General features: G+C 69.8%; 24 protein-coding genes and 1 pseudogene. 19 read left to right on the top strand and 6 right to left on the bottom strand.

Annotated elements, in window-relative coordinates; translation table 11 throughout:
- The first annotated feature begins 1 nt into the window (after nt 1).
- The 7 genes from ACTIF1_RS08700 to ACTIF1_RS08670 all read left to right on the top strand — a co-directional run bounded on the left by ACTIF1_RS08700 (nt 2) and on the right by ACTIF1_RS08670 (nt 7462).
- Nucleotides 2-682 carry a DUF2848 domain-containing protein gene (locus ACTIF1_RS08700; RefSeq protein ID WP_439596000.1) on the top strand — a complete coding sequence of 227 codons (681 nt, stop codon included), beginning with the start codon at nt 2-4 and terminating at the stop codon, nt 680-682.
- 73 nt (nt 683-755) lie between these two features.
- Nucleotides 756-1523: a GntR family transcriptional regulator gene (locus ACTIF1_RS08695; RefSeq protein ID WP_439595999.1), complete on the top strand. Its 768-nt coding sequence runs from the start codon at nt 756-758 to the stop codon at nt 1521-1523.
- A 99-nt stretch (nt 1524-1622) separates the two neighbouring features.
- Nucleotides 1623-2468, top strand: a complete 846-nt coding sequence (locus ACTIF1_RS08690) for a polysaccharide deacetylase family protein (RefSeq protein WP_439595998.1) — start codon at nt 1623-1625, stop codon at nt 2466-2468.
- Nucleotides 2465-3847: an MmgE/PrpD family protein gene (locus ACTIF1_RS08685; protein WP_439595997.1), complete on the top strand. Its 1383-nt coding sequence runs from the start codon at nt 2465-2467 to the stop codon at nt 3845-3847. The genes ACTIF1_RS08690 and ACTIF1_RS08685 overlap by 4 nt, the downstream gene beginning before the upstream one ends.
- 56 nt (nt 3848-3903) lie before the next feature.
- Entirely contained in the window at nt 3904-5073 is a 1170-nt protein-coding gene (locus tag ACTIF1_RS08680) for an acyl-CoA dehydrogenase family protein (protein WP_439595996.1), read from the top strand.
- Nucleotides 5070-6332, top strand: a complete 1263-nt coding sequence (locus ACTIF1_RS08675; protein WP_439595995.1) for a CaiB/BaiF CoA transferase family protein — start codon at nt 5070-5072, stop codon at nt 6330-6332. The genes ACTIF1_RS08680 and ACTIF1_RS08675 overlap by 4 nt, the downstream gene beginning before the upstream one ends.
- 2 nt (nt 6333-6334) lie before the next feature.
- Nucleotides 6335-7462, top strand: a complete 1128-nt coding sequence (locus tag ACTIF1_RS08670) for a CaiB/BaiF CoA transferase family protein (protein ID WP_439595994.1) — start codon at nt 6335-6337, stop codon at nt 7460-7462.
- 2 nt (nt 7463-7464) lie between these two features.
- Here the strand turns inward: ACTIF1_RS08670 and ACTIF1_RS08665 are convergent, their stop codons facing one another.
- Nucleotides 7465-8694: an acetyl-CoA hydrolase/transferase family protein gene (locus ACTIF1_RS08665; RefSeq protein WP_439595993.1), complete on the bottom strand. Its 1230-nt coding sequence runs from the start codon at nt 8692-8694 to the stop codon at nt 7465-7467.
- A gap of 50 nt (nt 8695-8744) precedes the next feature.
- On the opposite strand from ACTIF1_RS08665, the gene ACTIF1_RS08660 reads away from it, so the two are divergent.
- Genes ACTIF1_RS08660 through ACTIF1_RS08650 form a run of 3 tightly spaced genes read left to right on the top strand, consistent with a single transcriptional unit; the run spans nt 8745 to nt 12744 of the window.
- The gene (locus ACTIF1_RS08660; protein WP_439595992.1) at nt 8745-10073 is read left to right on the top strand and encodes an MmgE/PrpD family protein; all 1329 of its coding nucleotides are present in this window, start codon (nt 8745-8747) and stop codon (nt 10071-10073) included.
- A 20-nt stretch (nt 10074-10093) separates the two neighbouring features.
- The gene (locus ACTIF1_RS08655; protein WP_439595991.1) at nt 10094-11485 is read left to right on the top strand and encodes a phenylacetate--CoA ligase family protein; all 1392 of its coding nucleotides are present in this window, start codon (nt 10094-10096) and stop codon (nt 11483-11485) included.
- Nucleotides 11482-12744, top strand: a complete 1263-nt coding sequence (locus tag ACTIF1_RS08650) for an amidase (RefSeq protein ID WP_439595990.1) — start codon at nt 11482-11484, stop codon at nt 12742-12744. Before ACTIF1_RS08655 ends, ACTIF1_RS08650 begins: the two co-directional genes overlap by 4 nt.
- On the opposite strand, the gene ACTIF1_RS08645 is transcribed toward ACTIF1_RS08650, so the two are convergent.
- Entirely contained in the window at nt 12731-13504 is a 774-nt protein-coding gene (locus ACTIF1_RS08645) for an enoyl-CoA hydratase/isomerase family protein (protein WP_439595989.1), read from the bottom strand. The two genes, ACTIF1_RS08650 and ACTIF1_RS08645, sit on opposite strands and share 14 nt — an antisense overlap.
- Before the next feature lie 109 nt (nt 13505-13613).
- On the opposite strand from ACTIF1_RS08645, the gene ACTIF1_RS08640 reads away from it, so the two are divergent.
- Entirely contained in the window at nt 13614-14615 is a 1002-nt protein-coding gene (locus ACTIF1_RS08640; RefSeq protein ID WP_439595988.1) for a TRAP transporter substrate-binding protein, read from the top strand.
- Between the two features lie 5 nt (nt 14616-14620).
- On the opposite strand, the gene ACTIF1_RS08635 is transcribed toward ACTIF1_RS08640, so the two are convergent.
- Entirely contained in the window at nt 14621-14992 is a 372-nt protein-coding gene (locus tag ACTIF1_RS08635) for a carboxymuconolactone decarboxylase family protein (protein ID WP_439595987.1), read from the bottom strand.
- Between the two features lie 71 nt (nt 14993-15063).
- Here ACTIF1_RS08635 and ACTIF1_RS08630 point away from each other — a divergent pair, with 71 nt between their 5' ends.
- From ACTIF1_RS08630 to ACTIF1_RS08610, 5 genes are all read left to right on the top strand, one after another.
- Nucleotides 15064-15588 carry a TRAP transporter small permease subunit gene (locus ACTIF1_RS08630; RefSeq protein ID WP_439595986.1) on the top strand — a complete coding sequence of 175 codons (525 nt, stop codon included), beginning with the start codon at nt 15064-15066 and terminating at the stop codon, nt 15586-15588.
- Nucleotides 15585-16880, top strand: a complete 1296-nt coding sequence (locus ACTIF1_RS08625) for a TRAP transporter large permease (RefSeq protein ID WP_439595985.1) — start codon at nt 15585-15587, stop codon at nt 16878-16880. Before ACTIF1_RS08630 ends, ACTIF1_RS08625 begins: the two co-directional genes overlap by 4 nt.
- Entirely contained in the window at nt 16877-17818 is a 942-nt protein-coding gene (locus tag ACTIF1_RS08620; protein ID WP_439595984.1) for a hypothetical protein, read from the top strand. The genes ACTIF1_RS08625 and ACTIF1_RS08620 overlap by 4 nt, the downstream gene beginning before the upstream one ends.
- 32 nt (nt 17819-17850) lie before the next feature.
- The gene (locus ACTIF1_RS08615; protein WP_439595983.1) at nt 17851-18369 is read left to right on the top strand and encodes a MaoC family dehydratase; all 519 of its coding nucleotides are present in this window, start codon (nt 17851-17853) and stop codon (nt 18367-18369) included.
- A 66-nt stretch (nt 18370-18435) separates the two neighbouring features.
- A complete protein-coding gene (locus ACTIF1_RS08610) occupies nt 18436-19722 on the top strand; it encodes an NCS2 family permease (RefSeq protein WP_439595982.1) in 1287 nt (428 codons plus the stop codon).
- Between the two features lie 3 nt (nt 19723-19725).
- Here ACTIF1_RS08610 and ACTIF1_RS08605 read toward each other — a convergent pair whose 3' ends face one another.
- The gene (locus ACTIF1_RS08605) at nt 19726-20073 is read right to left on the bottom strand and encodes an Mpo1-like protein (RefSeq protein ID WP_439595981.1); all 348 of its coding nucleotides are present in this window, start codon (nt 20071-20073) and stop codon (nt 19726-19728) included.
- A 93-nt stretch (nt 20074-20166) separates the two neighbouring features.
- Between ACTIF1_RS08605 and ACTIF1_RS08600 the strand changes: the two genes are divergently transcribed.
- The 3 genes from ACTIF1_RS08600 (at nt 20167) to parE (ending at nt 24449) form a co-directional block, all read left to right on the top strand.
- Entirely contained in the window at nt 20167-21786 is a 1620-nt protein-coding gene (locus tag ACTIF1_RS08600; RefSeq protein WP_439595980.1) for an MFS transporter, read from the top strand.
- A 65-nt stretch (nt 21787-21851) separates the two neighbouring features.
- Nucleotides 21852-22340 carry a DNA starvation/stationary phase protection protein Dps gene (gene dps, locus ACTIF1_RS08595; protein WP_439595979.1) on the top strand — a complete coding sequence of 163 codons (489 nt, stop codon included), beginning with the start codon at nt 21852-21854 and terminating at the stop codon, nt 22338-22340.
- Between the two features lie 99 nt (nt 22341-22439).
- A complete protein-coding gene (parE, locus tag ACTIF1_RS08590) occupies nt 22440-24449 on the top strand; it encodes a DNA topoisomerase IV subunit B (RefSeq protein WP_439595978.1) in 2010 nt (669 codons plus the stop codon).
- A 45-nt stretch (nt 24450-24494) separates the two neighbouring features.
- Here parE and ACTIF1_RS08585 read toward each other — a convergent pair whose 3' ends face one another.
- Together ACTIF1_RS08585 and ACTIF1_RS08580 are read right to left on the bottom strand one after the other, a co-directional pair.
- Complete coding sequence (locus ACTIF1_RS08585; protein ID WP_439595977.1) at nt 24495-25094, bottom strand: hypothetical protein; 600 nt, start codon at nt 25092-25094, stop codon at nt 24495-24497.
- A gap of 164 nt (nt 25095-25258) precedes the next feature.
- Nucleotides 25259-25885: pseudogene (locus ACTIF1_RS08580) on the bottom strand (TerC family protein); the annotation flags it as partial.
- Nucleotides 25886-25943 lie beyond the last annotated feature (58 nt).

Raw genomic sequence — 25943 nt, 5'->3', positions numbered from 1 at the left:
CATGCTGACCTTCGATAGGATCTCCGAGGCGGGGACGGACCGTATCGGCGTGACGCTGGATGGCCTGGTCATCGCAGGCTGGGCTGGGCGGGACGCAGCGGCGGTGCAGCATCACATCGAGGAACTGGCGGCCATCGGCGTGCCGCCGCCCTCCTCGGTGCCCGTCTATTACCGCGCCGCCGCCGCCAATCTGACCCAGGCGCCGCGGTTGGAAGTGCTGGGGCCGGAAACGTCGGGTGAGGTCGAGCCGGTGCTGGTCTCGCTGGCCGATGGTCTCTGGCTCGGCCTCGGCTCCGACCACACGGATCGGAAGGCGGAGGCCATGGGCATCGCGCTCTCCAAGCAGCTCTGCGGCAAGCCCATCGGCCATGGCCTCTGGCGCTTCGCGGAGGTGGAAGACCACTGGGATTCCCTGCTGATCCGCGCCGTCGCCACCATCGGCGGGCAGGAGGTTCTCTACCAGGAGGGCGCACTCAGCGCCCTGCGCCACCCGCGCGACCTGCTGGCGCGCCGCCCGGGCGGGGCGGGGCTCCCGCCGCCCAGCCTAATGTTCTGCGGCACGCTGGCCGCCATCGGCGGCATCCGCCCGGCCAGCCGTTTCGCCATGGAGTTGCACGACCCGGTGCGGGGCCGCAGTCTGCACCATGCCTACGACGTGGCGGAGCTGCCGGTCGTCAGCTGACCAAAACCTTGGTTGTCCGGACAAGATCAAGACGCTAGCCTCCGCCACCAGGCAGGGGGGCATTGAACATGGATTGGGCACAGGAGGCGCGGCTCTGACCCGCCCCGCAGCACGTGCGGCGACGCCACGTCCGCCGCTCTACGCACAGATCGAGGGCCAGCTGCGGGACGCGATCGCCGAGGGGCACTATGCCATCGGCACCCTGCTGCCGACCGAGGCGGAGCTCTGCGAGAGCCTGCAGGTCTCCCGCCACACGATCCGGGAGGCGCTGCGCCGGCTCGTCGAGGCCGGGCTGGTGGAGCGCCGCCAGGGCGCTGGCACCATGGTGGTGGCGCGGGAGGCGCCGAGCGGCACGGTCCAATCGCTGCGCAGCATCGAGTCCCTGTTCCAATACGCCGCCGATACGCGGCTTGAGATCCACGAACGCCGCATGGCGCCGCTGACGGTGGAAGATGCCGCCCTGATCCCGGCGCAGCCGGGCGAGACCTGGCTGCAGTTGCAGGGCCTGCGCATCCAGGAAGGCGGCGCCATCGCCACGGCGGAGATCTTCATCCATCCGCGCTTCGCCGCCATCGGCAATGCCCTGCCGGAACGCGGCGCCATCTATGCGCTGATCGAAAGCCGCTTCGGGGTGGAGGTGGCGGAGGTGGTGCAGGAAATCACCGCGGCCGCCCTTCCCGCCCGCGTCGCCGATGCGCTGGGTCGCAAGCGGCGCGAGGTCGGCATGCGCTTCGTGCGCCGCTACCTGGGCATCGATGGCGCGACCCTGCTGCTGTCGCGCAGCTGGCATCCGGCGGAGCGCTTCACCTATGCGATGCGGCTGCGCCGCGGCGAGGGCTGAGGGGACTTTACGCGCGACGCCGCTTCGGTAGGATTTGTCCGGACAACATCAGGTAGCCCCATGCCGCAAGCCCCTTGGCCCCAGGATGCCCGCCTCGCCTTGTCCGTCGTCGTCAATGTCGAGGAAGGCGCCGAAATGTCGGTGCGGGACGGCGACAAGGGGCCGGAGCCGGTGGACGAGCTCGGCGTGGCGCTGAAGATCCCGATCCGCAACTATGCCAATGAATCCAATTATCTCTACGGCATCCGGGCGGGTTGGCCACGGGTGGCGGCGCAGCTCGCGAAGCATGAGGTGAAGGCCACCTTCACCGCCGCCGCCCAGGCGCTGGAACGCGCGCCGGAGATCGGTCAGGCGATCGCCGCCGGCGGGCACGAGGCCTGCAGCCATGGCTGGCGGTGGGTGCACCAGTTCTCCTTCGACGAGGCGCGGGAACGCGATTTTGTGCGCAAGGCGGTGGAGAGCATCCGGCAGACCGCGGGACATCGCCCGCTCGGCTGGCTCTCCCGGTATCTGCACTCACCGCGGCTGCGCACGACGCTGGCGGAGGAAGGCTTCCTCTACCACATGGATGACTTCTCGGACGACGTGCCGCGCTGGGATGTGGTGCAGACGAAGGACGGGCCGCGCGCCATCGTCATCGTGCCCTATGCGCTGGACAGCAACGACATGAAGTTCTGGCTGGCGCCCGGCTATACGCCGCAGCAATGGCTGGACTATGCGATCGAGACCTTCGAGGTTCTGTTGGAGGAAGGCGCGACCGCGCCGCGCATGATGTCGCTCGGCGTGCATCTACGCATCATCGGGCGGCCCGGCCGCATCGGTGCCTTCGGCCGCTTCCTGCAGCATGCGCGCAGCAAGCCCGGCGTGTGGTTCGCGACTCGTACCGAGATCGCGCGCGCCTTTGCTGAACACACCCCAGCCCCGGCGGAGCCCGCAGCGCGATGACCCAGGACCTGGCCGAAGCTTTTGCCAGCCACGCCGTCCGCACCCGGCATGCGGATCTTTCGCCCGCCGCCATCGCCTCCGCAAAAACCTTCCTGCTGGATACGCTGGGTGTGGCGATCGCCGGCAGCAGCGGCGCCAATGTGCAGACGGTGCTGGACCTCGCCGCGCAATGGGGACCGGGGGAGGAGGCAACGGCCTGGCTTGGCGCGCGGCGGATGTCCGCGGGCTCGGCGGCCATCGTCAATGCCTATCTGATCCACTGCCTGGAATTCGACTGCGTGCATGAGCGCGCGGTGGTGCACCCGATGGCGACGCTGCTTTCCGCGCTTTTCGCATGGTCGGAGCGGGAGGCAGCGCGAGGCCGGCCGGTTTCCGGCGACCGCTTCCTGGCCGCCATGGCGGTGGGCGTGGATACGGCCGGTCTGCTCGGCGTCGCCACCGATTCCGCGCTGCGCTTCTTCCGCCCGGCGACGGCCGGCGGCTTCGGGGCCACGGCGGCCATCGCGAACCTTGCCAGATTCGATGTCGCGACCACGCGCAGCGCCTTCGGCCATATGTATGGCCAGACCAGCGGCAATCTGCAGGCGCATCTGGAAGGCTCGCCGCTGCTCGGCTTGCAGATCGGCTTCAATGCGCGTGGCGCCATCGCGGCGACGGATCTCGCCGCCGCCGGCATGCAGGGTCCCCTTGACGTCTTCACCGGCCGCTACGGCTACTTTTCGCTGATCGAGCAGGATGTGCATCCCGAACGGGTCACGAGCCTTCTCGGCCGCGAATGGCAGATCGAAAAGCTGTCGCACAAGCCCTTCCCCTCCGGCCGGCTGACCCATGGCGTGGTGCATGGGCTGCGCGACCTGATGGCGCAGCACGGCTTTGCGGCGGCGCAGGTGGCGGAGGTGGTGTGCCGCGCGCCGCCGCTGGTGCTGCGCCTGGTCGGGCGGCCGGATGTGCCCGACCCGGCCTCCAACTACGCCAAGCTCTGCCTGCCCTTCGTCGCCGGCGTCTTCCTCGCCAAGGGCCGCTGCGACGTGCCGGATTTTCGCGGCGAGGCGCTGCGCGACCCCGATGTGCACCGTTACGCCGCGCTCGTGCGGCTGGAGCCGGATGGCAATACGGACCAGAACACACTCGACCCGCAAGTGGTGGAGGTGCGGCTGACCTCCGGCCAGAGCCACGCCATCACCCTGCCCCGCATCTACGGCAACCCCGCCGTCCCCCTGACGGCGGCGGAGAATGAGGAAAAATTCTTCCGCTGCTGCCGCCACGCCGTGCCGCCAGTGGCGGAGGCCCGGGCCACGGCGCTGCGCAACCTGGTGGCGCAGGTGGAGCAGTTGCGGGATGTCTCGGAACTGGTTGCGACGGTCGCAGGGAAAGCTTGACGCGGGGCGGTCCAGGCCGATATTTGTCCGGACAAGTTGCAACGGGGATCGCCGGAATGGACACGCATGTCGCCCGCTCGGCCGAAGCCGAGGAGGAGGCCGCCCTCCTCGACACCATCGCCAAGTGGCTGGACCGCGACGTGCGCCCGCATGTGCTGCGGCTGGAACATGCGGATGAATGGCCGGCCGAGATGGTCGAGCAGATGAAGGAGCTCGGCCTGTTCGGCGCCACCATCCCGGTGGAGTATGGCGGGCTCGGCCTCTCGGCCACGGTCTATGCGAAGATCGTCGAGAAGATCGCGGAAGTGTGGATGTCGCTCTCCGGCATCTTCAACAGCCACCTGATCATGGCCGCCTGCGTCTCCCGCCTCGGCACGCCGGCGCAGAAGGCGGAATGGCTGCCGAAATTCGCCAGCGGCGAAATCCGCGGCGGTCTGGCGCTGACCGAGCCGGATTGCGGCACCGACCTGCAGGCGATCCGCACCCGCGCGGTACGCGATGGCGACGATTATATAGTCAACGGCACCAAGACCTGGATCAGCAACGGCATCCACGGCTCCTGCTTCGCGCTGCTGGTGAAGACGGACAGCGAGGCGAAGCCGCGCCACAAGGGCATGTCCATGCTGCTGGCGCCGAAGGGCCCCGGCTTCACCGTTTCCAAGAAGCTGGAGAAGCTGGGCTACAAGGGCATCGACAGCGCCGAGCTGGTCTTCGACGACTACCGCGTGCCCGCCGCCAACCTGATCGGCGGCATCGAGGGCCAAGGCCTGCAGACGGCGCTGGGCGGGCTGGAGCTGGGCCGCATCAATGTGGCGGCCCGCGGCTGCGGCCTGGCTTCCGCCGCGCTGATGGATTCCGTCCGCTACAGCCAGATCCGGAAAACCATGGGCAAGCCGATCTGCGAGCACCAGGCCATCCAGCTCAAGCTCGGCGAGATGGCCACGCGCGTGCAGGCCGCGCGGCTGCTGACCTATGACGCGGCGCGCATCTACGATGCCGGCCTGCGCTGCGACATGGAGGCCGGCATGGCGAAATACTTCGCCAGCGAGGCCGCGGTGGAGAACAGCCTGGAGGCGCTGCGCATCCATGGCGGCTATGGCTATTCCAAGGAATACCATGTGGAGCGCTACTATCGCGATGCACCGCTGATGTGCATCGGAGAGGGCACGAACGAGATCCAGCGCATCATCATCGCCAAGCAGCTGGTCGAGCGGTTTCCGGCGTGAGCGGGTCCGATGACCGCAGCGGCGAAGGCCGCGAAGGTCTGAATCGACCCCGCCAACCAAGGCTTCCGCTTACCGGGCTGCGCATCATCAGCTTCGAGCAGTTCGGCGCCGGCCCCTTCGCCACCATGAACCTCGCCGACCTGGGCGCGGAGGTGGTGAAGGTGGAACAGCCGGCGACCGAGGGCGAGTTGCCCGGCGATATCGCGCGTCACACCGGCGGCCATGCGCTGGGCGAGAATGACAGCCAGTACTTCCAGACCTTCAACCGCAACAAGCGCAGCCTGACGCTCGACCTGCGCAAGCCCGGCGCGCGGGACGCGCTGCACCGCCTGGTGCGGGAGGCCGATGCGGTGCTGAACAACCTGCGCGGAGACCTGCCGGCGAAGCTCGGCCTGGATTATGCCGCGCTCGGGCAGGTGAAGCCCGGCATCGTCTGCGTCCATCTCTCCGGCTATGGCCGCACCGGCCCGCGCGCCGCCTGGCCCGCCTATGACTATCTGGCGCAGGCCGAGGCCGGCTTCTGCGCCATGACCGGCGAGCCGGATGCGCTGCCAGCCCGCGCCGGCCTGTCGCTGGTGGATTTCCTCTCCGGCCTCACCGCCGCCACCGCGCTGCTCGCCGGCGTGATGGGGGCGCGCGCCAGCGGGCGGGGCTGCGACATGGATGTGTCGCTCTACGACGTGGCGATGCAGAACCTGACCTATGTCGCCACCTGGTATCTGAACGACGGCACCGTGGTGCCGCGGCGGCCGCGTGGCGGGCATCCCTCCGTCGTGCCCTGCGAGATGTTCCCGACGGTCGATGGCCATGTCTTCGTCATGTGCATCAAGCCGGGCTTCTGGCGAAGCTTCTGCCAGATCGCCGGCGTGCCGGACCTCGTCGCCGACCCGCGCTTCAAGGGCTTCGATGATCGGCTGGCCAATCGCGAGGATCTCATGCGCGCGCTCGATCCGGTGATGCGCGCGCGCAGTTCCGCGCAATGGGTGGAGGCGCTGGCGGGCAAGGTGCCGGTGGCGCCCGTGCTCAGCCTGGCGGAGGCGCTGGACAATCCCTATTTCCGCGCCCAGGGCGGCGTTCTGGACCTGCCGCATCCCGCGCGCGACAACCTCAAGGTGGTGGCCAGCGCCATCCGGCTGGATGGGCAGCGCCTGCCGGGCCGCGCCGCCCCCGCCCATGGCGCCGATAGCGCGGCGGTGCTGGCCGAAGCAGGCTACACGGAATCGGAAATCGCCCAGTTGCGGGCGCTGGGGGCGGTCTGACCATGAAGCTGCAGGGCATCCGCGTGCTGGACCTGTCGCTGTTCCTGCCGGGTCCCTACCTCACCACGGTGCTGGCCGATCACGGCGCCGAGGTGATCAAGCTGGAACCGCCGAGCGGCGAGCCTGTGCGCAACATCGGCCAGCGCGCCGGCGGACACAGCGTCTGGTTCCGCAATATCGGACGCGGCAAGAAGTCCATCGTGCTGGACCTGAAGAAGCCCGGGGATCTGGTCGCCTTCCGCGACATCGCGCTGACCTGCGACGTGATGGTGGAGGCTTTCCGGCCCGGCGTCGCGGATCGGCTTGGCATCGGCGCGGCTGACATGACGGCGCTGAACCCACGCCTGGTCTATTGCTCCATCTCCGCCTTCGGCCAGGACGGCCCGGAAAGCCGCCGCCCCGCGCATGACCTGGCGGTGGAGGCGCTGGCCGGCACGCTTTCCGTGAACCTCGGCCAGGATGGCAAGCCGACCCATCCCGGCATTCCGGTGGCGGATGTTACCGCCTCGCTGCTCGCACTGTCCGGCATCCTGATGGCGCTGCTGCGGCGGGAGAGCACGGGCCGCGGCGACGTGATCGACATGGCGATGTTCGACGCCACCCTGTCCTGGCTGCCCAATGCCACAGGCGCGGTCTTCGGCGAGGATCGTGCGCCGGTGGTGAAGCACGAACGCCAATGGGGCGGCGGTGCCTTCTACAACATCTACCCGACCAGCGACGGCAAATGGGTGGTGCTGGGCGGCGCCGAACACAAATTCGTCGAGACGCTGCTGCACGCGCTGGACCGGCCGGACCTGATCCCCGGCGCCTCCGGCCCGCCCGGCCCCGGACACGAAGCCGCCCAGGCCTTCCTGCGCGAGACCTTTGGCACGCGCACACGCGATGAATGGGAGGCCTGGTTCGCCGGCCGTGACGTCTGCTTCGCGCCGGTGCTCGACCTGAAGGAAGCTTTTGCAGGGTCGCAGGTCGCGGCGCGGCAGATGCTGGTGCGGGATGAGGACGGGCATCTGCACATCGGCCTGCCCATCAAATTCCGCGACGAACCCGGCCAGCTGAACCCCCGCCTGCCCGCGCTGGGCGAGCATACCGCGGAGGTGCTGGCGGAGGCGCGGCGACGGCTTTCGCGGTAGCGCTACATCGCGCGACGCATCGCCTCCCACTGGTTGGCCAGCGCATCGCGGAAGGGCGGCGCGGCGATGCCGATCAGCCGCTCCGCTCGCTGGTCCAGATCGGCATGGCGCAGCTCCGCCACGCCGTGCTCCGTCACCACCACATCGATATCGGCGCGCGTGATGGAAACGGGCGTGCCGGCCGCGAGGCTCGGCACGATGCGGCTGATGCGTCCGCCACGACCGGTGGAAAGCAGCGCCGTCACCGCACGCCCGCCGGGGCTGCGCCGGGCGCCACGCACGAAATCGGCGACACCGCCATGGGCGGAAACCTGCCGCCCCTCGATCATCTCCGAATTCGCCTGGCCCAGCAGGTCCACCTCCACGGCCGCGTTGATCGCGACCAGGCGCGGGATCGCGGCGAGCCGCGCGGCGTCATGCGTCTCCGACACCGGGCGGAAGGCGATGCGCGGCTCCCGCGCCAGCCGGTCGTACAGCGCCTGGCTGCCGAGTGCGGTGCCGGTCGTCGCCGCCTCCAGCGCGCCCGCATCCAGCAGCGCCGGCACGGCGTCCGAAAGCGTGCCGGCATGGAAGCGCAGCCGCCGATGGTCCCGCAGCGCGCCGAGCACGGCGGCGGCGGCCGTGCCGATCCCGGCCTGGACCGTATCGCCATCCCGCACCAGCCCCGCCGCATGCCGCGCCAGCGCCTTCAGCGCCTCGCCAGGTTCCTCCATCGGCAGCAGGGGATTGGCGGAGGGTCCGTCGACCATCGCATGCAGCCAGTCGAGCGGCAGGCGCACGCCATCCGGCACATCCGGCAGCGCGGGATCGACGACAGCGACAAGCTTTGCGCCGGCGGCGACCAGCGCCGGGACGAAGTCATGCGCCAGCGCGAGGGACACGCTGCCATTACGCGGAGCGGCGCATCGAAAAATGGCCATCTCGGCCCGCGCCGGGCCACGCAGCCAGGCCTCGGCCGCCGAGTAGTGCAGCGGCAGATAGCGTACCCGGCCCGCGGCCAGCCCCGGGCGCAGCTCCGGCGTCATGAAGGCCGCCTCCACCGGGGCGATGGCGGAAAGGTCGCGACGGTTCACGCCGGGCACGGGCAGCGCGATCAGCGTGCTGCCGGGCATCGGTCCCATTGCATCCAGCACCGCATCCGGCTCCCCACCGCAGCCGGCGATGAAGATGCGCAGGCCTGACGGCAGCGCGGCGACGAAAGAGGCGGGCGAGATGGCTTGCATGGCGAGCATGCTTCCGTTGATATGTCCGGACAAGTTCTCTGTCCAACGGGATCTCGCCATTGCCGTCACTGACCGAGGATCTGGTCGCGCTGCTGCATCGCCCGATCGCGCGGGCCGATCGCGAACGCGCGGCGCTGCACCTGCTGGACTGGATCGGCTGCGCGGTCGCCGGCGCGGCCAGCGAGACGGGCGGCGTCTTCCGCGCCCATGCCGCGCGGCAGCCGGCGGGTGCGGCCCGCATCATCGGCGGCGGAATGGCCCGCGCGCGGGACGCCGCATTCGCCAATGGCGCCTTCGGCAATGTGCTGGAGATGGACGATGTGCACCGGGAGGCGATCCTGCATCCCGGCCCCGTCATCGCCCCCACCGCCTTGGCGCTGGCCACCGAGCGCGGTGCGGACGGCGTGGCGCTGCTGGATGCCATCCTGCGCGGCTATGAGGCGGAAATCCGCATCGGCCGCGCGATGGGCCCGGCGCATTACCGCCAGTTCCACCCCACGGCGAGCTGCGGCCCCTTCGGGGCGGCGGCGGCGGCGGCCTCGCTGCTCGGGCTGGATGACAGCGCGACGGTCTGGGCGCTGGGCAATGCCGGCACCCAGGCGGGCGGCGTCTGGCAATGCCGGTCGGAGCCGGTGATGACGAAGCAGCTGCACACCGCGCGCGCCGCGGTGATGGGGCTGGAGGCCGCGCTGCTGGCGGCCGACGGCCTGACCGGCCCGCGGGAGATCCTGGAAGGCGCCTTCGGCGTCTTCGCCGGCCTCGCACCCGATGCGCGGCCGCACCGCGTGCTGGCGGAGCCCGACGCCCCCTGGATGGTGCATGCCACCAGCTTCAAGCCCTGGCCCGCCTGCCGCCACTGCCATGCCAGCATCGATGCGGCGCTGGAGCTGCACGGCATTCCGCTGCGGGACATCGCGGCGGTGGAGGTCGCCAGCTATGGCGACGCCATCGCCTTCTGCGACCGCGTGACGCCCGAGAGCGTGGTGCAGTCCAAGTTCTCACTGCAGCATGCGGTGGCCGTGGCGCTGCGCGATGGCCCGCCGCCGCTCGCCGCCTTCACCCCCGCCGGCTACCAGGATGCCGAACTCGCCGCGCTGCGGGCGCGCGTGACGCTGCGCCAGGACCAGGCGCTGCACGACGCCTATCCGCTGCGCTACGGCGCCGCCGTCACCGTCACGCTGGCCGATGGCCGCAAGCGCCAGGCCATCGTGCAGGATGCGCTGGGTGACCCCGAGAACCCGCTGCCCCAGGCGCGCATCCTCGACAAGGCGCGCATGCTGATGGCCAGCGTAGGCGTGCCGGCGGCGCGGATCGAGGCGATCATCGCCGCGACGCTCGCCTTGCCCGATGGCGCCCCGGCGGCAGCACTCGATACCCTGCTTCCCTGATCGCAAAGGAACCGCCCGGCATGCCGGTCTTCGACTATGTCACGGCCATGGACCATCCGGCGCTGCTGCGCGACTACCCGATCGGTCCGGATTTCCCCCAGGCGCTGCAGGGCGTCTCGCGCGATGCGCTGCGGGCGCGGCAGGAACACGATTTCGCGAAGATCATGGCCTTCGCCTGGAAGGTGCCCTTCTACCAGCGGCTCTGGGGCGCCAAGGGCATCGAGCCCGGTGACATCAGGGGCCTGGACGACCTACCGAAGCTGCCGGCCTACGACAAGTCGGACCTGATGGCCTCGGTGGCCGCCTATCCGCCGCTTGGCGATTTCCACGGGCAGGATGCGCATCCGCCGGAACGCCGCCCCCAGATCATCTTCCATACCACCAGCGGCACCACCGGCACGCCGCAGCCGCTTCTGTTCGGCGCGAAGTCGCGCGAGGTGCAGAACCGCCTGCTTGCGCGCATGTACCTGATGGCCGGCATGACGCGGGACGACGTGGTGCATTCGGTCTATGGCCACGGCATGATCAATGGCGGCCACTATATCCGCGAGGCGGTGCATCACTGGGTCGGCGCGCGGTTCCTTTCCGCCGGCACCGGCGTGGAGACACGCTCCGCGCAGCAGATCTTCATCATGAAGCAATTCGGCGCCACCGCCATCGTCGGCTTCGCCGACTATATCAAGCGCCTCTCCGATGTGGCACGGGAGGAAGGGCTTGTGCCCGGCCGCGACATTCCGATCCGCCTGATCTGCGCGCATCTCGGCAGCGAGACCCAGGCGAGCCTTTCCGCCGCCTGGGGTGGCGCCGCCGTCTATGACTGGTACGGCGTGGGCGATACCGGAATCATCGCCGGCGAAGGGCCGGACCGCAGCGGCATGCATATCCAGGAGGATGCGCATATGCTGGAGATCGCCGACCCCGATACCGGCCTGCCGGTGCCCGAGGGCAGGCTCGGCGACATGGTGTGCACCTGCCTGTTCAAGGACGACATCTTTCCGATCATCCGCTTCAATACGCATGACGTGACGGAGGAAGTCGTCGGTCCGAATCCGCTCGGCATTCCCTTCCGGCGCATGAAGGGTTTTCTTGGGCGCAGCGACAACATGGTGAAGCTGCGCGGCATCAACCTGTTTCCGACCGGAATCGGCGCCTTGCTGGTGGAACAGGCCGAGGGCGCGACGGGTGACTTCATCTGCCGCGTCACCCGCCTGGACGGCCGCGATTCGATGACGGCACATCTCGAGATCCGCGGTGCGGCGGCGCCCGAGATGCAGGAGCGGCTGGAGGCCATGCTGCGCATGCGGCTCGGCGTCGAGATCGGCGTGGCGCTCTGCGCGCCGGGCTCCCTCGCGGCGGTGACCCAGGTGGAAAGCCGCCAGAAGCCGATCCGGCTGATCGACGACCGCAAGTGAGCGCGAGCGATATCCCGGCCCTGCTCGATTGCATCGCGCGGGAAGACGCAGCGATCGACGCCTTCTGGCAGGTGGATGCGACGGGCGCGCTCGCCACGCCGCGGCGCGGCACCGGCCCGCTCGCTGGCGTCGCCATCGGCATCAAGGACAATGTCGATGTCGCCGGCCTGCGCACCACCGCCGGCATCGCCGCCTTCCGCGATCGTGTCGCCACAACGGATGCCCCCTGCGTGCGGGGGCTGCGCGCGGCGGGGCTGGTGATCCTCGGCAAGCTGGCGATGCATGAGGGGGCGCTGGGCGCGACGACGGACACGCCCGGCTTCGGCCGCTGCATCAACCCGCTGCGCGAGGGCTTTACGCCAGGCGGCTCCTCCGGCGGCTCCGGCGCCGCGGTGGCCGCGGGCTTCGTGCCGCTGGCGGTGGGAAGCGACACGATGGGGTCCGTCCGCATCCCCGCCGCCTATTGCGGCGTGGTGGGGCTGAAGCCGACGCAGGGGCTGATCGGCCGCAGCGGCGTCGTGCCGCTCTCCCCGGCGCTCGACACGGTCGGCATGCTGGCGCGCACGCCGCGCCTGGCGGCGCTGGGGCTGGAGGCGATGCGCTGGGACGATCCGGAGGATCCCGCCTGGCGCCCCACGCCCCCCGGCTGGCGCGCCGTGGCAGAGGCGCCGCCCCGCCTGGACGGGCTGCGCATCGGACTGCCGGAGCCGGTGCTGGCCGCGACCATGGAGCCCGAATTGCGCGCCGTCTGGGCGGCTGCCGCGGTGCGGCTGCGGGAGGCCGGCGCGGTGGTGGAGCCGGTGCCGATGCCGGCCTGGAATCCCTCCGTCGCACGGCGCGCCGGCCTGCTGCTGGTGGAGGCCGAGGCGGCCGCCCTGCACGCAGAACTGGTCGATGATCTGCATGCCGCCTCGCCCGGCTTCCGCGCCGCGCTGGCCTATGGCCGGGATGCGGGCACGGTGCGGCTGGTGCGGGCGCTGCACCGGCTGGAGGAGGTGAAGGCCGCCGCGCTGCGGGCGCTGCAGGACTGCGACGCGCTGCTGATGCCCACCGCGCCACAACGCGCCTTCGCGCATGGAACGCCGGCACCGGTGGACCAGGCGGATTTCACGGCGCTGGCGAATTTCGCCGGGCTGCCCGCCATCGCCCTGCCCTGGCCGGCACAGGATGGCGGCCTGCCGGCCTCCGTGCAGCTGGTGGGACGGCCCTATGCCGAGGGCCTGCTGGTGGGACTTGCGGAGTTGCTCATCGCGCCGTGAAGCGGGCGGCGCGTTTGCCGAGGAAGGCGGCGGAGCCTTCGGCGAAATCCGCGCCGTGGAACTGCGCCTCGAACAGCTTGTGCAGTTCGGGCGATGCGGGCGGCGCCCCCGCCTCGATCGCCGCCACCATTCGCTTGACGGCACGCAGCGCGGGGCGGGAGGAGGCGGCAAGGCTGGCCAGATAGGCCTCGCTCGCGGCGGCGAAATCCTCCACGGGGAAAAGCCGCTCCACCAGGCCGATCCGCGCGGCTTCCGCGGCCTCCACCATGCGGGCGGCGAAGAGCATCTCCTTGGCCCGGCCGGCACCCACGGCCCGCATCAGCCGCTGCGTATCGGCCTGGCTGTAGATCAGGCCGAGCTTCACCGGCGTCACGGCGAAACGCGCATCCTCCGCCGCCAGCCGCAGGTCGCAGGCCAGCGCCATGGCGACACCGCCGCCGACGCAGGCGCCGCGGATGCAGGCCAGCACAGGCTTCGGGCAATCCGCCAGGGCCTGCACGGCATCATGGATCAGGGCATTGCTGGCGCTGGCGGCCTCCGCCGTGGCGTAGCTCTCCTCGAACTCCGCGATATCGGCGCCGCCGCAGAAATGGGCACCCTGCCCCGTCAGCGCGAGCACGGCGATGGCTGGATCCGCCACCGCCTGCGCCAAAAGCCCCGGCAGGGCGGCCCACATGGCGCGTCCCATGGCATTGCGGCGTGCGGGATTGTCAATCAGCAGGGTCGCGACGGCGCCGTGGCGCAGCAGGTGCAGGGTCATGGCGAAAGCCTAGCCCGGCCCCGGCGAGTTGTCCGTACAAATTCCTTGTCGAAAGGCACGCCCCATGCTTGGCTTCGCGAAAGGGGCCATCGGGACGAGGAATGGGCAGATGCAGCGACGCGACGTGATGCGGATGGCGGGGGGCGCGGTGCTGGCCGGCGCGATGGCGCGCGGCGCCAGCGCCCAGGCTCCGGTGCGCTGGGACATCTCGCTGCCCTGGGGGCCGACCGAGTTCCACACGATCAATGCCCAGAACTTCGCCGCGGAGGTGAAGAAGGCCACCAACGACGCCGTGCAGATGACGGTGCATCCCGGCGGCGCGCTCGGCGTGCGCGCGAACGAGACGGTGCGCTCGGTCGGCGATGGCGTGGTGCCGATGGCGGAATCCGCCGGCTTCCAGAATGTCGGCGACCTGCCGCTGCTGGGCATCGAGAGCCTGCCCTTCCTCATCGCCAATTACGACGAGCTCCAGGTGATGCACAGCCTGGTCCGCGCAAGCTGGGAGCGGGAGCTGGAGCGGCGCGGCGTGGCGCTGGTCTATATGGTGCCCTGGCCGACGCAGAACTTCTATTTCAAGAAGCCGATCAACACGGCGGCTGACCTGCGTGGCGTGCGGATGCGGACCTACGACCGGGTGACGGCGGAGATGTGCACGCGGCTCGGCATGGTGCCGCAGCAGCTGAACAATCCGGATGTGGTCCCGGCGCTCGCCTCCGGCCGCGTCGATGCGGTGATGACCTCCGGCACCACGGCGGTCGCGCAGCGCTACTGGGAATTCCTCAAGCACGCCTATACCACCAACCATCTCTGGGCCACCAACCTGATGCTGGTGAACCTGGAAAGCTGGCGGCGCCTGCCGGCCGCCACCCGCACCACCATCCAGGACCTGGCGAAGCGGATGGAGCCGGAGTTCTGGAACGTCTCCAAGGCCGAGCATGCGACGCGCATGGCGGAGTTGCAGCGCAACGGCATGACGGTGGAGGAACCGGCGCCGGCGCTGGTGCAGGCGATGCGCGCGGCCACCGCGACCATGGCGGATGACTTCGCCCGCGCCAATCCGGCCGCCGGCCCGATCATCCAGGAATTCCGGCGGCGCGTCGGGCGGGCGTGAGGCCTTCAGCCGGGACTGCCGCTCAGCGTCTCCACACGGCGCATCACCGCGGCTCCGGCCTTGGCCCAGCATTGATGGCCATGGATCAGGATGGCGATGCCCAGCGCCTCCATGATCTGGCCGGGCGTCAGGCCGGCGCGCAGCCCGGCCTCGGCATGCGCGACGGCGCCCTCCACATGGCCGGCGGCGACGTCCAGCACGATGAAGACCAGCTCCTTGCTCGCCAGCGGCAGGTGGCCCTCGGGCGGCAGCCGATAGGCGGCCTCGCGCGCCATGACATAGGCGGCGAAGGCCTCCGGCGCATGGCGGCGCAGCAGCGCGACGCTCTCGGGCACCGCGCCCAGCGTCGCTTCGAAATGTTCGGCCTTGTCGGCCATGACGGGATCCTTCCAATGCCTCTGCCAGACAGCGTAACGCTATGCCGCCGCGAGATGCGAGGGGGCCTGCGATGACGCCGCTGCTTCGTGGCATCGATGCGCTCTGCACCCTCGGCGCCTGGGTCGCCGCCGTCTCCGCGGCGCTGCTCGCGCTGATCCTGATCGTGGAAGTCGTGGTCACCAGCTTCTTCAACTGGTCGCAGCCCTGGGCGGTGGAATACGCCATCTACCTGCAATGCTTCGTGCTGTTCTGCGGCGCCGGCTGGGCGCTGCGGCAGGGCGGGCATATCCGCGTCGCGGTGCTGATGCAGACCCTGCCGCCGGCCGCCGCGCGGCTGCTGGACATGGCCTGCTGCGTCTTCGCCATCGGCGTCATCGGCTTCGCCACCATGACGCTGTGGCAGCAGTTGATCCGCAGCTACGACTTCGCCAGCACCTCCTACTATCCGATGGCCACGCCCACCTGGATCCCGCAGCTGCTGCTGACGCTGGGCTTCACGCTGCTTTTGCTGGGCTTCTGCGCGCGACTGGTGCGGCTGCTGCGGCGGGAAGTGCCGGATCTCGGCGACGGGATGGCGAGCGGAGGCGTGGAATGACCGCCCCCCTCCTCCTCGTCCTCGGCATGCTGCTGGTGACACTCGCCGGCGGCGTCTGGGTCGGCGTCGCGCTGATGTCGATCGGCATCGTGGCGCTCGAAGCCTTCCGCGACATGCGGGTGGATCGCTTCCTGGCCGGCGACATCTGGTCCAGCGCCACGGCGGTGGAACTTGTCACCCTGCCGCTGTTCATCCTGATGGGCGAGATCCTGTTCCACACGCGGCTGTCGGAGAACCTTTTCAAGGGCCTGTCGCCCTGGACGCGCTGGCTGCCGGGGCGCCTGGTGCATGTGAACGTGCTGGGCTGCACGCTGTTCGCCGCGGTCTCGGGCAGCAGCGCGGCCACCACGGCGACGGTCGGACGCATCACGCTGCAGGAGTTGTTGGGCCGCGGCTATGATCGCCGGCTCGCGGTTGGTTCTCTCGCCGGGGCGGGCACGCTGGGCTTCCTGATCCCGCCCTCCATCCCGATGATCGTCTATGGCGTCGTCGCCGATGCCTCGATCCTCGAATTGTTCATGGCGGGCCTGGTGCCCGGACTGTGCCTGGCGCTGATGTTCATGGGCTACATCGCCTTCCGCGCCTGGATGGACCCGACGCTGGTGCCACCGAGGGAGCCCGCGATTCCGCTGGCGGAGGCGCTGCGTGCGCTGCTGCAGCTGGTCCCCATCGCCTTCCTGATCTGCTTCATCATGGGCAGCCTGTATTTCGGCTTCGCCAGCATCACGGAGGCCGCGGCGATCGGCGTGCTCGGCGCCCTGCTGGTGGCCCTGGCCCAGCGCACGCTGACGCTGCGCGGCATGTGGGGCGCGCTGCTCGGCACGGTGAAGACCTGCTCGATGATCGGTCTGATCATCGTGGGGGCGCTGTTCCTGTCAAAGGCCATGGCGCGTCTGGGCCTGCCGGCGGATGTGGCCAATGTGATCCAGGGCTGGGGCCTGCACCCCTATATGCTGATCTTCGTGCTGCTGCTGTTCTACCTGGCGCTGGGCTGCATCCTGGATGGCCTTTCGGCCATCGTCATGACCCTGCCGGTGACGCTGCCGCTGGCGGTCGCGGCGGGCTTCGATCCGATCTGGTTCGGCGTCTTCCTGATCATCACCATCGAGATGGCGCAGATCACGCCCCCGGTCGGCTTCAACCTCTTCGTCATCCAGGGGCTGACCCGCGAGAACATCTTCCGGATCGCCGGTTATGCCTGGCCCTTCTGCGTCATCATGATGGTCTTCACCGGGCTGATCACCCTGTTTCCGCAGATCGTCACGGCACTGCCGACCTCGCTCCGCGGATGACGCAGAGCCTGGGCGGGCTGATCCGCCGCAACGGCCTGCCGCTGATCGCGGCGGGCGCCCTGGCAGGCATCGCCCTGCCAGGGCTGGCGGAGGCGACGCGGCCGGGCCTTGTCGGCATCTCCATCGTCGTCATGCTGTTCGGCCTGCTGCGGATCGAGCCCGCCGCCTTCGGCCAGGTGCTGCGGCGGCCGGGCCTCGCCGTGCTGATCCTGCTCTGGGTCACGCTCGGCGTGCCGCTGCTGGTCTGGCTGGTGCTCGGCGCCGTGCTGCCGCCGGGCTCGGCCTTCCTGGCCGCGGCGGTGCTGATGTCGGCCACGCCTTCCATCATGTCGGCCGCGGCCTTCGCCCTGCTGCTCGGTGCCGATGCCGCGCTGCTGACGGTGGTGGCGCTTCCCTCCAATGCGCTGGCGCCCATCTGGCTGCCGCTGGTCGCCGGGCTGATGGGGGTGGGCGCGCAGGTCGATCCGCTCGACATGGCCATCCGCCTGGCCGTGATGGTGGGCAGCAGTTTCGCGGGCGCGGCCCTGGTGGTCTGGGCGCTCGGCCGGCCACGGCTGCGGCAGGCGGCGCCGACCATCGATGCCTGGCTTGTCGTGCTGGTCACGCTGTCCGCCCTGCCCTGCATGGCCGGCGTGGGAGAGGCGCTGTCCGCAAGGCCGCTGCAGTTCCTCGGCATGATCGGCTTCGCGCTGGGTCTGAACCTGCTGCTGCAGGCGATCGGCTACCTGGTCTTTCGGCCGGCCCCGGTGGCGGGGGCACTTTCGGCCGCGCTGGTCAGCGGTTCGCGCAACATGGTGCTGCTGCTGGCGGCGCTCGGCGCGCCGGGCGACAGCGACCTCGGCCTGATCGTGGCCGCGGCGCAACTCACGCTCTTCATCATGCCGATGCTCGTCGCACCGGCCTATCGGGCCCTCGCGCGCCACCGCGCGATGCGCTAGAAATTTGTCCGGACAAGTTGGGAGAACGCAGCATGGTGCAGACGCATGCCGAAGTGGCGCCGAACCGCTTCCGCGAGAGCTTCGGCCGCTATTTCGAGGATTTCGAGCCCGGCCACATCTATGAGCATCGGCCCAACCGCACGATCACCGAAACCGAGAACACCTGGTTCACCCTGCTGACGATGAACCAGCACCCGATGCACTTCGATGCCGAATACGCCAAGCATTCCGAATTCGGCCGCTGCATCATCTGCTCCCCCTTCACCGTCGCGCTGCTGGTGGGGATGAGCGTCAGCGATGTCTCCCAGAAAGCCATCGCCAATCTCGGCTGGAAGGAGATCAAGCTGACCTTCCCGCTGTTTGCCGGCGACACGCTTTCGGGTGAGAGCGAGGTGCTGGACAAGCGCGAATCGAAATCCCGCCCGAATGCCGGCATCGTCAATGTCCGCACCCGCGGCTTCAACCAGGACGGCAAGCTGGTCTGCGAATTCGACCGCACCATGCTGATCGCCAAGCGCGGCTTCGACGTGGAGAAGAAGGCGAACTACTGACCGGTCTGGACACGCCGGCACCACCGCTTAGGCTCCGGCATTCCAGACCTGCCGGAGCGGCCCCCCATGGATCGGTTCTTCGAACTCAGCGCGCGCGGCACCACGCCGCGCACCGAAGTCCTGGCCGGCCTCTCGACCTACCTGACCATGGTCTATATCGCCGTGGTCAATCCCTCCATCATGGCGGCCGCCGGCATCGACCAGGGCGCCGCCTTCGTCGCCACCTGCCTCGCGGCCGCCATCGGCAGCCTGCTGATGGGCCTGCTGGCCAATTATCCCATCGCCCTGGCCCCGGGCATGGGGTTGAACGCCTATTTCGCCTTCGTCGTGGTGGGCGCCATGGGCATTCCCTGGCAGGTGGCACTCGGCGCCGTCTTCGTCTCCGGCCTGCTGTTCTTCCTGGTCTCCGTGCTGCGCATACGGGAATGGCTGATCAACGGCATTCCCATGTCGCTGAAGCTCGGCATCGCCGCCGGCATCGGCTTCCTGCTGGCGCTGATCGGCCTGCAGGGCATGGGCCTGGTCGTGGCCAATCCGGCCACCATGGTGGGCCTGGGGCGCGTGACGGCGCCCGGCACGCTGATCGCCTGCGCCGGCTTCCTGCTGATCGCGGGGCTCGCGGCCCGCGCCGTGCCGGGGGCCATCGTGCTGGGCATCCTGGCCACCGCGGCGATCGGCCTGCCCTTCGGCCTGACCGAGTTCAAGGGCCTCGTCTCCCTGCCGCCATCGCTCGCGCCCACCTTCCTGCAGATGGATATCGCCGGCGCGCTGCAGCTGGGCCTGGTCGCGATCGTCTTCACCTTCTTCCTGCTGGACCTGCTGGACAATACCGGCACGCTGATCGCCACCGCCCATCGCTCCGGCCTGATGAACCCGGATGGTACGGTGCCGCGGCTGGGGCGCGTGCTGATGGCCGATAGCGGCGGCGCGATGATTGGCGCCGCGCTCGGCACCTCCACCACCGTCAGCTATATCGAGAGCGCGGCCGGCATCCAGGCCGGCGGCCGCACCGGGCTGACGGCGGTGACGGTCGCCGTGCTGTTCCTGCTGACCCTGTTCCTGGCGCCTTTGGCCACGGCCATCCCGGCCATCGCCACCGCCCCGGCGCTGCTCTTCGTCGCCTGCCTGATGGCCAAGGGGCTGCAGGACCTGGCCTGGGACGATGCCACGGAATACCTGCCGGCGATCCTGACGGCGCTGGCCATGCCCTTCACCTTCTCCATCGCGACCGGCCTCGGCCTCGGCTTCATCACCTATGCGCTGATCAAGGTGATGGCCGGCCGCGCGGCGGAGGTGCATGGCGCCGTCTGGCTGCTGGCCGCGATGTCCGTGGTGAAGTTCGCCCTGGCCTGAGGCTCAGCGCGGGCTGGCGGGATCCAGCCCGGCCCGGCGCAGCTCCCCATCCAGCCGCCCGGTCAGCAGCAGCCAGGCCATCCGCAGGTCGCTGCCGAGCGACCAGAGCGGGTGGCCGAAGGTCGCCGGCCGGTTGTGCTCGATCAGCAGGTGCGAGGCCCAGGCCGCGCCATAGCCGATGACCAGCGCCAGCAGCATCAGCCAGGCCGGCCCTGCCACCAGGCCCCAGAGGAAGACCACCAGCCCCGCCACCGTCCCAGCCGCATGGATGGCGCGGGTGCGAGGGTGGGCATGGGCGCGCAGGTAGTGCGGCCAGAATTCGGCATAGGTCGCGGGATTTGGCGGCGTCATGGCGGCCCCAGGATAGCCAAAGCCGTGGGCCGCGTGGCAAAATTCTGCAGGAAACGCTTTCCCTGGCGCCCTGCCCCGGCCACCTTGCCCGGGATGCCCCTTCCCAGCGCCCTCACCCCGCTCCGCCACCCCGCCTTCCGCATGCTCTGGCTGGCCAATCTGTGCAGTAACACCGGCATGTGGATGCAGAATACGGGTGCCGGCTGGCTGATGACCTCCCTCGCCCCCTCGCCGCTGATGGTGAGCATGGTGCAGGTGGCCAGCCTGCTGCCGGTCTTCCTGCTCGCCCTGCCCGCCGGCGCGCTGGCGGATATCGTCGATCGCCGACGCTTCCTGATCATCGCGCAGGCCTGGATCGCGGGCGCCGGCACCCTGCTGGCCTTCCTGGCCTGGACAGGGCAGCTCGGCCCCTGGGGGCTGGTGGCGCTGACCTTCGCCATCGGCATCGGCACGGCGATGAACTCGCCCGCCTGGGCGGCGACGACGCCGGAGACGGTGCCGCGCCAGGACCTGACCGGGGCCATCGTGCTGAATGGCATCGGCTTCAACCTGGCACGCACCATCGGCCCGGCGCTGGGCGGCTTTACCGTCGCAGCGGCGGGGGCGGAGGCGACCTTCGCGCTGAACGCCGTCTCCTTCCTCGTCGTCATCCTGGCCCTGGTGCTGTGGAAGCGGGAGGCACCGCGGGCCAGCCTGCCGAAGGAGCACTTCCTGTCCGCCATCCGCGCGGGCCTTGGCTATACCCGGGCCAGCCCGGTGTTGCGCGGCATCATGCTGCGCGGCTTCGTCTTCTTCCTTTTCGCTGCCGTGCTCTGGGGGCTTCTGCCGCTGCTGGTACGCCAGCAGCTGGGGCTGGGGCCCGAATGGTTCGGCATCATGCTGGCGGCGATGGGCGTCGGCGCCGTGGGCGCAGGCTTCCTGCTGCCCTCCCTGCGGGCGCGACTCGATCGCAGCGGCACGGTGACGGCGGCGGCCGTGCTGACGGGCTGCGCCCTGGCTCTGCTGGGCCAGGCGACGCACTGGGCGGTGGCCATGCTCGCCATGCTGCTCTACGGCGTCGGTTGGCTGGCCGGCGCCTCCACGCTGCAGGCCTCTGCGCAGCTCTCCGTGCCGAGCTGGGTCCGGGCGCGCGCCATCGGCATCTACCAGCTGGTGACCTTCGGCGGGCTGACCCTGGGCGCCGGCTTCGGCGGCTGGGGCGGTGAGACCTTCGGCATCGGCTATGCGATGGGACTGTCGGGGGTGCTTTGCGCGGCGACGGGCCTGCTGGTCAGGCGCTACCCGATCGAGCCCCCCTCGGCCGAAACCGCGACTCGGCCGGCAGATGCGCGCCCGCCCGCCGTGCCGATGCCCGAACCCGCGGCACCATCCCTGGCTGCGCTGCTGAACGATGACAGCGGCCGAGTGCTGGAGGCTGTGCGCTATCGCATCGCCCCCGCGGACCGGGCCGCCTTCCTGGCGGCCATGGCAGCCTGCCGCCAGGTCCGCCTGCGCAGCGGTGCCCAGGGCTGGCGGCTCTATGAGGATGTCGCCCATCCCGAGCTCTGGGTGGAGCTCTGGCTGATGGAAAGCTGGACCGAGCATCTGCGCGAGGAGGAACGGATGACGGAATGGGACCGCAGCGTGCTGGCCCAGGCCGCCGCGCTGCATCGCGGGCCGGAGGCGCCGGAGGCCGCGCGCTACCTGAATGTCATGCCGGGAATGCACGGCTGAGGGGATGCAACGCGAAGGCCCCTCTCCACGTTAGGGGGCGACGCAACAGCAATGGAGACACTCCCATGGCCAAGTCCGCCCCGAAAAGCCGCAACGACCTGCAGGACAATACCAAGGCTGCCTCGATCGAGGTGCTGCAGGCCTGCCTGACCGACGGCATCGACCTCTACAACACGACACGCCAGGCGCATTGGAACGTGAAGGGCTCCAACTTCCACGGCCTGCACCTGATGTTCGAGACTTTCTACAACACCCTGGCCGACGATATCGACCTGCTGGCGGAGCGCCTGGTGCAGCTGGGGGGCACCGCGATCGGCGCCAGCCAGAACGTTGCCGCGAAGACCCGCCTTGCACCCTATCCGGCCGAGCTGAAAGCCGGCGCCGACCATGTCGCGGCGCTGATGGACCGCTATGCGGCCATGGCGAAGTCGGTGCGCGAGGGCATCGATGACACGGATGAAGCTGGCGACGCGGATACCGCCGATATCCTGACCAATGTGTCCAAGAACCTGGACAAGGCGCTCTGGATGCTGGAGGCGACGGCGACCAACTGAGTCGGCGCCTGATCGCGCCCCGCAGGACCAGCGCCTTGCGCTTTGGTTGTGCGGGGCGCGGCCGGCCGCTATCTTTCGGCCGGAACTTGAGAACACAGCATGAACGACCTGTTCAAGGCCGGCCGTGCCGCGAAGCCGGCGCCCAAGCCGGCCGCGGCCGTCGCGGCCCCTGCCCCGTCCGACTACTCCGCCAAGGACATCGAGGTCCTTGAGGGGCTGGAGCCCGTCCGGCGGCGCCCCGGCATGTATATCGGCGGCACCGATGAGAACGCGCTTCACCACCTGGCGGCTGAGATCCTGGATAATGCCATGGACGAGGCCGTGGCCGGGCACGCCGACCGGATCGAGGTCTCATTGGAAGCCGGTGACTGGCTGACGGTGCGCGACAATGGCCGCGGCATCCCCGTCGATCCCCATCCGCGCTTTCCCAAGCTCTCGGCGCTCGAGGTGATCCTCACCACGCTGCATTCGGGCGGCAAGTTCTCCGGCAAGGCCTATGAGACCTCGGGCGGCCTGCACGGCGTCGGCTCCTCCGTGGTGAATGCGCTGGCCGAGCGGATGGAGGTGGAGGTCGCACGCGACCGCACCCTTTACGCGCATGCCTTCGAGCGCGGCCGGCCGGTGCAGAAGCTGAAGACGGTGGGGCCGGTCCAGAACCGGCGCGGCACGCAGGTGCGCTTCAAGCCGGACCCCGAGATCTTTGGCAAGCTGTCCTTCAGCCCAGCCCGGCTGCATCGGCTGTGCCGATCCAAGGCCTATCTGTTCCGAGGCGTGGAGATCCGCTGGTCCTGCGACCCGAAGCTGGTGGAAGGCACGGAGACGCCGGCCCAGGCGGTGCTGCACTTCCCCGGCGGCCTCTCGGACTTCCTGGCCGCTTCGGTCGAGGGGCGCGCCCCCGTGGTGCCGACCCCCTGGGCTGGCGAGGCGACATTCCCGGAAGGCGCCGGCCGCGCCGAATGGGCCGTGACCTGGCTCGAGCAAGGCGACGGCTTCCTCTCGACCTATGCCAATACCATCCCGACGCCGCAGGGCGGCACGCATGAGGCGGGGCTGCGCGCGGCGCTGGTGAAGGGCCTGCGGGCCTATGGCGAATTGAAGAAGGAACGCCGGGCCGCGAATGTCACGGCCGAGGATCTGCTCGGCGGCCTGGCCGGCATGCTCTCCGTTTTCGTGCGGGACCCGCAATTCCAGGGCCAGACCAAGGACCGGCTGACCAGCCCCGAGGCCGCCCGGCTGGTGGAAGCGGCGCTGCGCGACAATTTCGACCATTGGCTGGCAGGCGATCCCGGCCGCGCCGACAACCTGCTCGCCTGGTGCATCGAGCGCGCCGAGGACCGCATCCGCCGACGCGAACAGAAGGAGACGCCGCGCAAATCCGCCACCCGCAAGCTGCGCCTGCCCGGCAAGCTGGCCGATTGCGCGCGGGAGGGCGTGGACGGCACGGAGCTGTTCCTGGTCGAGGGCGATTCGGCCGGCGGCTCCGCCAAGCAGGCGCGCGACCGCGAAACCCAGGCCGTGCTGCCGCTGCGGGGCAAGATCCTGAACGTGGCCAGCGCCAGCGCCGACAAGCTGCGCCAGAACCAGGAGCTGCGCGACCTGATCGAGGCGCTGGGCTGCGGCGCCGGCGAGAAATTCGACCTCGGCCGTCTGCGCTACGGCCGCATCGTCATCATGACGGATGCCGATGTGGACGGCGCCCATATCGCGGCGCTGCTGATGACCTTCTTCTACAAGGAGTTGCCGGAGCTGGTGCGCCAGGGCCGCCTGTTCCTGGCCCAGCCGCCGCTGTTCCGCCTGCAGGCCCAGGGCAAGACAGTCTATGCCCGCGACGATGCGGACCGGGAGCGGCTGCTGAAGAAGGAATTCAAGGCCAACCAGAAGGTGGATGTCAGCCGCTTCAAGGGACTCGGCGAAATGCCGCCGGCCTCGCTGAAGGAGACCACCATGGACCCGAAGCGCCGCACCCTGCTGCGCGTGGTCCTGCCGGCCGAGGAGCGGGCGCGGACCTCGGAACTGATCGAGGCGCTGATGGGAAGGCGGCCAGAGCTGCGCTTCCGCTTCATCCAGGAGAATGCCGCCCAGCTGGACGAGGAGGCGGTGGACGCCTGAGGCGCCCACCGATACGCCCTCAGCCGCGGGCGGCCTGGACGATCTTCAGCCCCGCGCAGCCTGGGCGATGCCGACCACGAAGGGCAGCGGGTCCACCGGATGGACCTGCCGCACCGGCGAGGTCACCTGCACCTTGAGGTAGCGTCCCGCCGCACCGCCGACGCAGAGCAGGGTCTGCACCTGCGCCCGGCCATAGGTGCCGCGCAGGTCCACGCATTGCAGCGCGGCCTGCCCCGGGACCGCGATCTCGGAGCGCACGCCCTCGGTGATCCGCTGGCTGGTGCGCTGGTCCGCCACCGCGAGCGCATCCTGGACGGCCGCGTTGAATTCGCGCTGGATCGCCGCGGAGGACACCTCCTGCGGCACCATCGCCTCGCCACGGTCATAGAGGCTGACCGTGGATACGGCACTGCGCGCCGGCCCGGCATAATCCACGGCCACGCCGAAGCCCGGGCGATCGCGCTCATGCCAGGTGGTTTCGCCGCGGGTGAAGGCGCCGACCTCGGCGGGCAGGCGGCCCGCCATCTGTTCCAGGCTCGGCCGGCTTCCGGGCCGCCCCGTCGCCGGGCCAGCCGTGTTCGGGCCCTCGGCGCAGGCCGCGAGGCCGACCAGCGCCGCGAGGACCGGAAGCGCGGCGCGGCTCATCCCTGGTTCCGCTTCATGACATGACGGGTCAGGTCGACCATCACCGTGGCGACCACCGCCAGCACCGCCACATGCAGCACCGTCGCCATGACCCAGAGACCAATCGGGAAGACCCCCGGCAGCGCCATCCAGCCCAGCGGCAGGAAGAGATAGCCGTAGGCCTGCGGCACCGTATCGGCGATCTGGTTCGTCCCCTCGTAGATCATCGTGATGGCGACGTAGAGGATGACCAGCAGGCCGATCCAGGCGATCCAGCGATGCTTGTCCAGCAAGCGCGCGATCAGCGTCGCGGCGACACCCATCAGCACCACCGAGAAGGCCAGGCCGATGATGAGGATGTAGGGATGATCCTTGGCCGCGCCGGCGACGGCCAGCACGTTGTCGAGGCTCATCGAGACATCGGCGACGAGGATCTGGATGATCGCCTGCTTCAGCGTCTTGCGCGGCGGCCCACCGGGCTCGCCTTCAAGCGCCTCGACACCCTCCTGCTCCGCATGGCTGCCGCCGCTGCGCAGCTCGCGATACATCTTCCAGCAGACCCAGAGCAGCAACACGCCGCCGGCCAGCACGATGCCGACGATGGACAGCAGCTGCACGGTGATGGAGGCGAAGGCAATGCGCATCACCGTGGCAGCGATGATGCCCCAGAAGATCGCCTTGCGGCGCTGATCAGCCGGCAAGCCGGCCGCGGCCATGCCCACGACGATCGCGTTGTCGCCCGCCAGGACGATGTCGATGAACAGGACCTGCCCGAGCGCAACGAGCTCCGGTCCATATGAAGAAAAATCCATGTTTTGCAGCATCCATCCCGCTTTGGCGCCGCTAATGCCACGTTCAGCGGGAGACTTG

The organism is Falsiroseomonas sp., assembly GCF_051860665.1.
Classification (GTDB): domain Bacteria; phylum Pseudomonadota; class Alphaproteobacteria; order Acetobacterales; family Acetobacteraceae; genus Falsiroseomonas.
Note: the sequence above shows the minus strand (reverse complement) of the source record. Positions and strands in the feature narration are given on the sequence as shown.

Coding starts and splice junctions, on each gene's coding strand:
- ACTIF1_RS08700 (WP_439596000.1), top strand. CDS start 2: ATGCTGACCTTCGATAGGATCTCCGAGGCGGGGACGGACCGTATCGGC.
- ACTIF1_RS08685 (WP_439595997.1), top strand. CDS start 2,465: ATGACCCAGGACCTGGCCGAAGCTTTTGCCAGCCACGCCGTCCGCACC.
- ACTIF1_RS08680 (WP_439595996.1), top strand. CDS start 3,904: ATGGACACGCATGTCGCCCGCTCGGCCGAAGCCGAGGAGGAGGCCGCC.
- ACTIF1_RS08670 (WP_439595994.1), top strand. CDS start 6,335: ATGAAGCTGCAGGGCATCCGCGTGCTGGACCTGTCGCTGTTCCTGCCG.
- ACTIF1_RS08665 (WP_439595993.1), bottom strand. CDS start 8,694: ATGCTCGCCATGCAAGCCATCTCGCCCGCCTCTTTCGTCGCCGCGCTG.
- ACTIF1_RS08655 (WP_439595991.1), top strand. CDS start 10,094: ATGCCGGTCTTCGACTATGTCACGGCCATGGACCATCCGGCGCTGCTG.
- ACTIF1_RS08645 (WP_439595989.1), bottom strand. CDS start 13,504: ATGACCCTGCACCTGCTGCGCCACGGCGCCGTCGCGACCCTGCTGATT.
- ACTIF1_RS08640 (WP_439595988.1), top strand. CDS start 13,614: ATGCAGCGACGCGACGTGATGCGGATGGCGGGGGGCGCGGTGCTGGCC.
- ACTIF1_RS08635 (WP_439595987.1), bottom strand. CDS start 14,992: ATGGCCGACAAGGCCGAACATTTCGAAGCGACGCTGGGCGCGGTGCCC.
- ACTIF1_RS08630 (WP_439595986.1), top strand. CDS start 15,064: ATGACGCCGCTGCTTCGTGGCATCGATGCGCTCTGCACCCTCGGCGCC.
- ACTIF1_RS08625 (WP_439595985.1), top strand. CDS start 15,585: ATGACCGCCCCCCTCCTCCTCGTCCTCGGCATGCTGCTGGTGACACTC.
- ACTIF1_RS08620 (WP_439595984.1), top strand. CDS start 16,877: ATGACGCAGAGCCTGGGCGGGCTGATCCGCCGCAACGGCCTGCCGCTG.
- ACTIF1_RS08615 (WP_439595983.1), top strand. CDS start 17,851: ATGGTGCAGACGCATGCCGAAGTGGCGCCGAACCGCTTCCGCGAGAGC.
- ACTIF1_RS08610 (WP_439595982.1), top strand. CDS start 18,436: ATGGATCGGTTCTTCGAACTCAGCGCGCGCGGCACCACGCCGCGCACC.
- ACTIF1_RS08605 (WP_439595981.1), bottom strand. CDS start 20,073: ATGACGCCGCCAAATCCCGCGACCTATGCCGAATTCTGGCCGCACTAC.
- ACTIF1_RS08600 (WP_439595980.1), top strand. CDS start 20,167: ATGCCCCTTCCCAGCGCCCTCACCCCGCTCCGCCACCCCGCCTTCCGC.
- dps (WP_439595979.1), top strand. CDS start 21,852: ATGGCCAAGTCCGCCCCGAAAAGCCGCAACGACCTGCAGGACAATACC.
- parE (WP_439595978.1), top strand. CDS start 22,440: ATGAACGACCTGTTCAAGGCCGGCCGTGCCGCGAAGCCGGCGCCCAAG.
- ACTIF1_RS08585 (WP_439595977.1), bottom strand. CDS start 25,094: ATGAGCCGCGCCGCGCTTCCGGTCCTCGCGGCGCTGGTCGGCCTCGCG.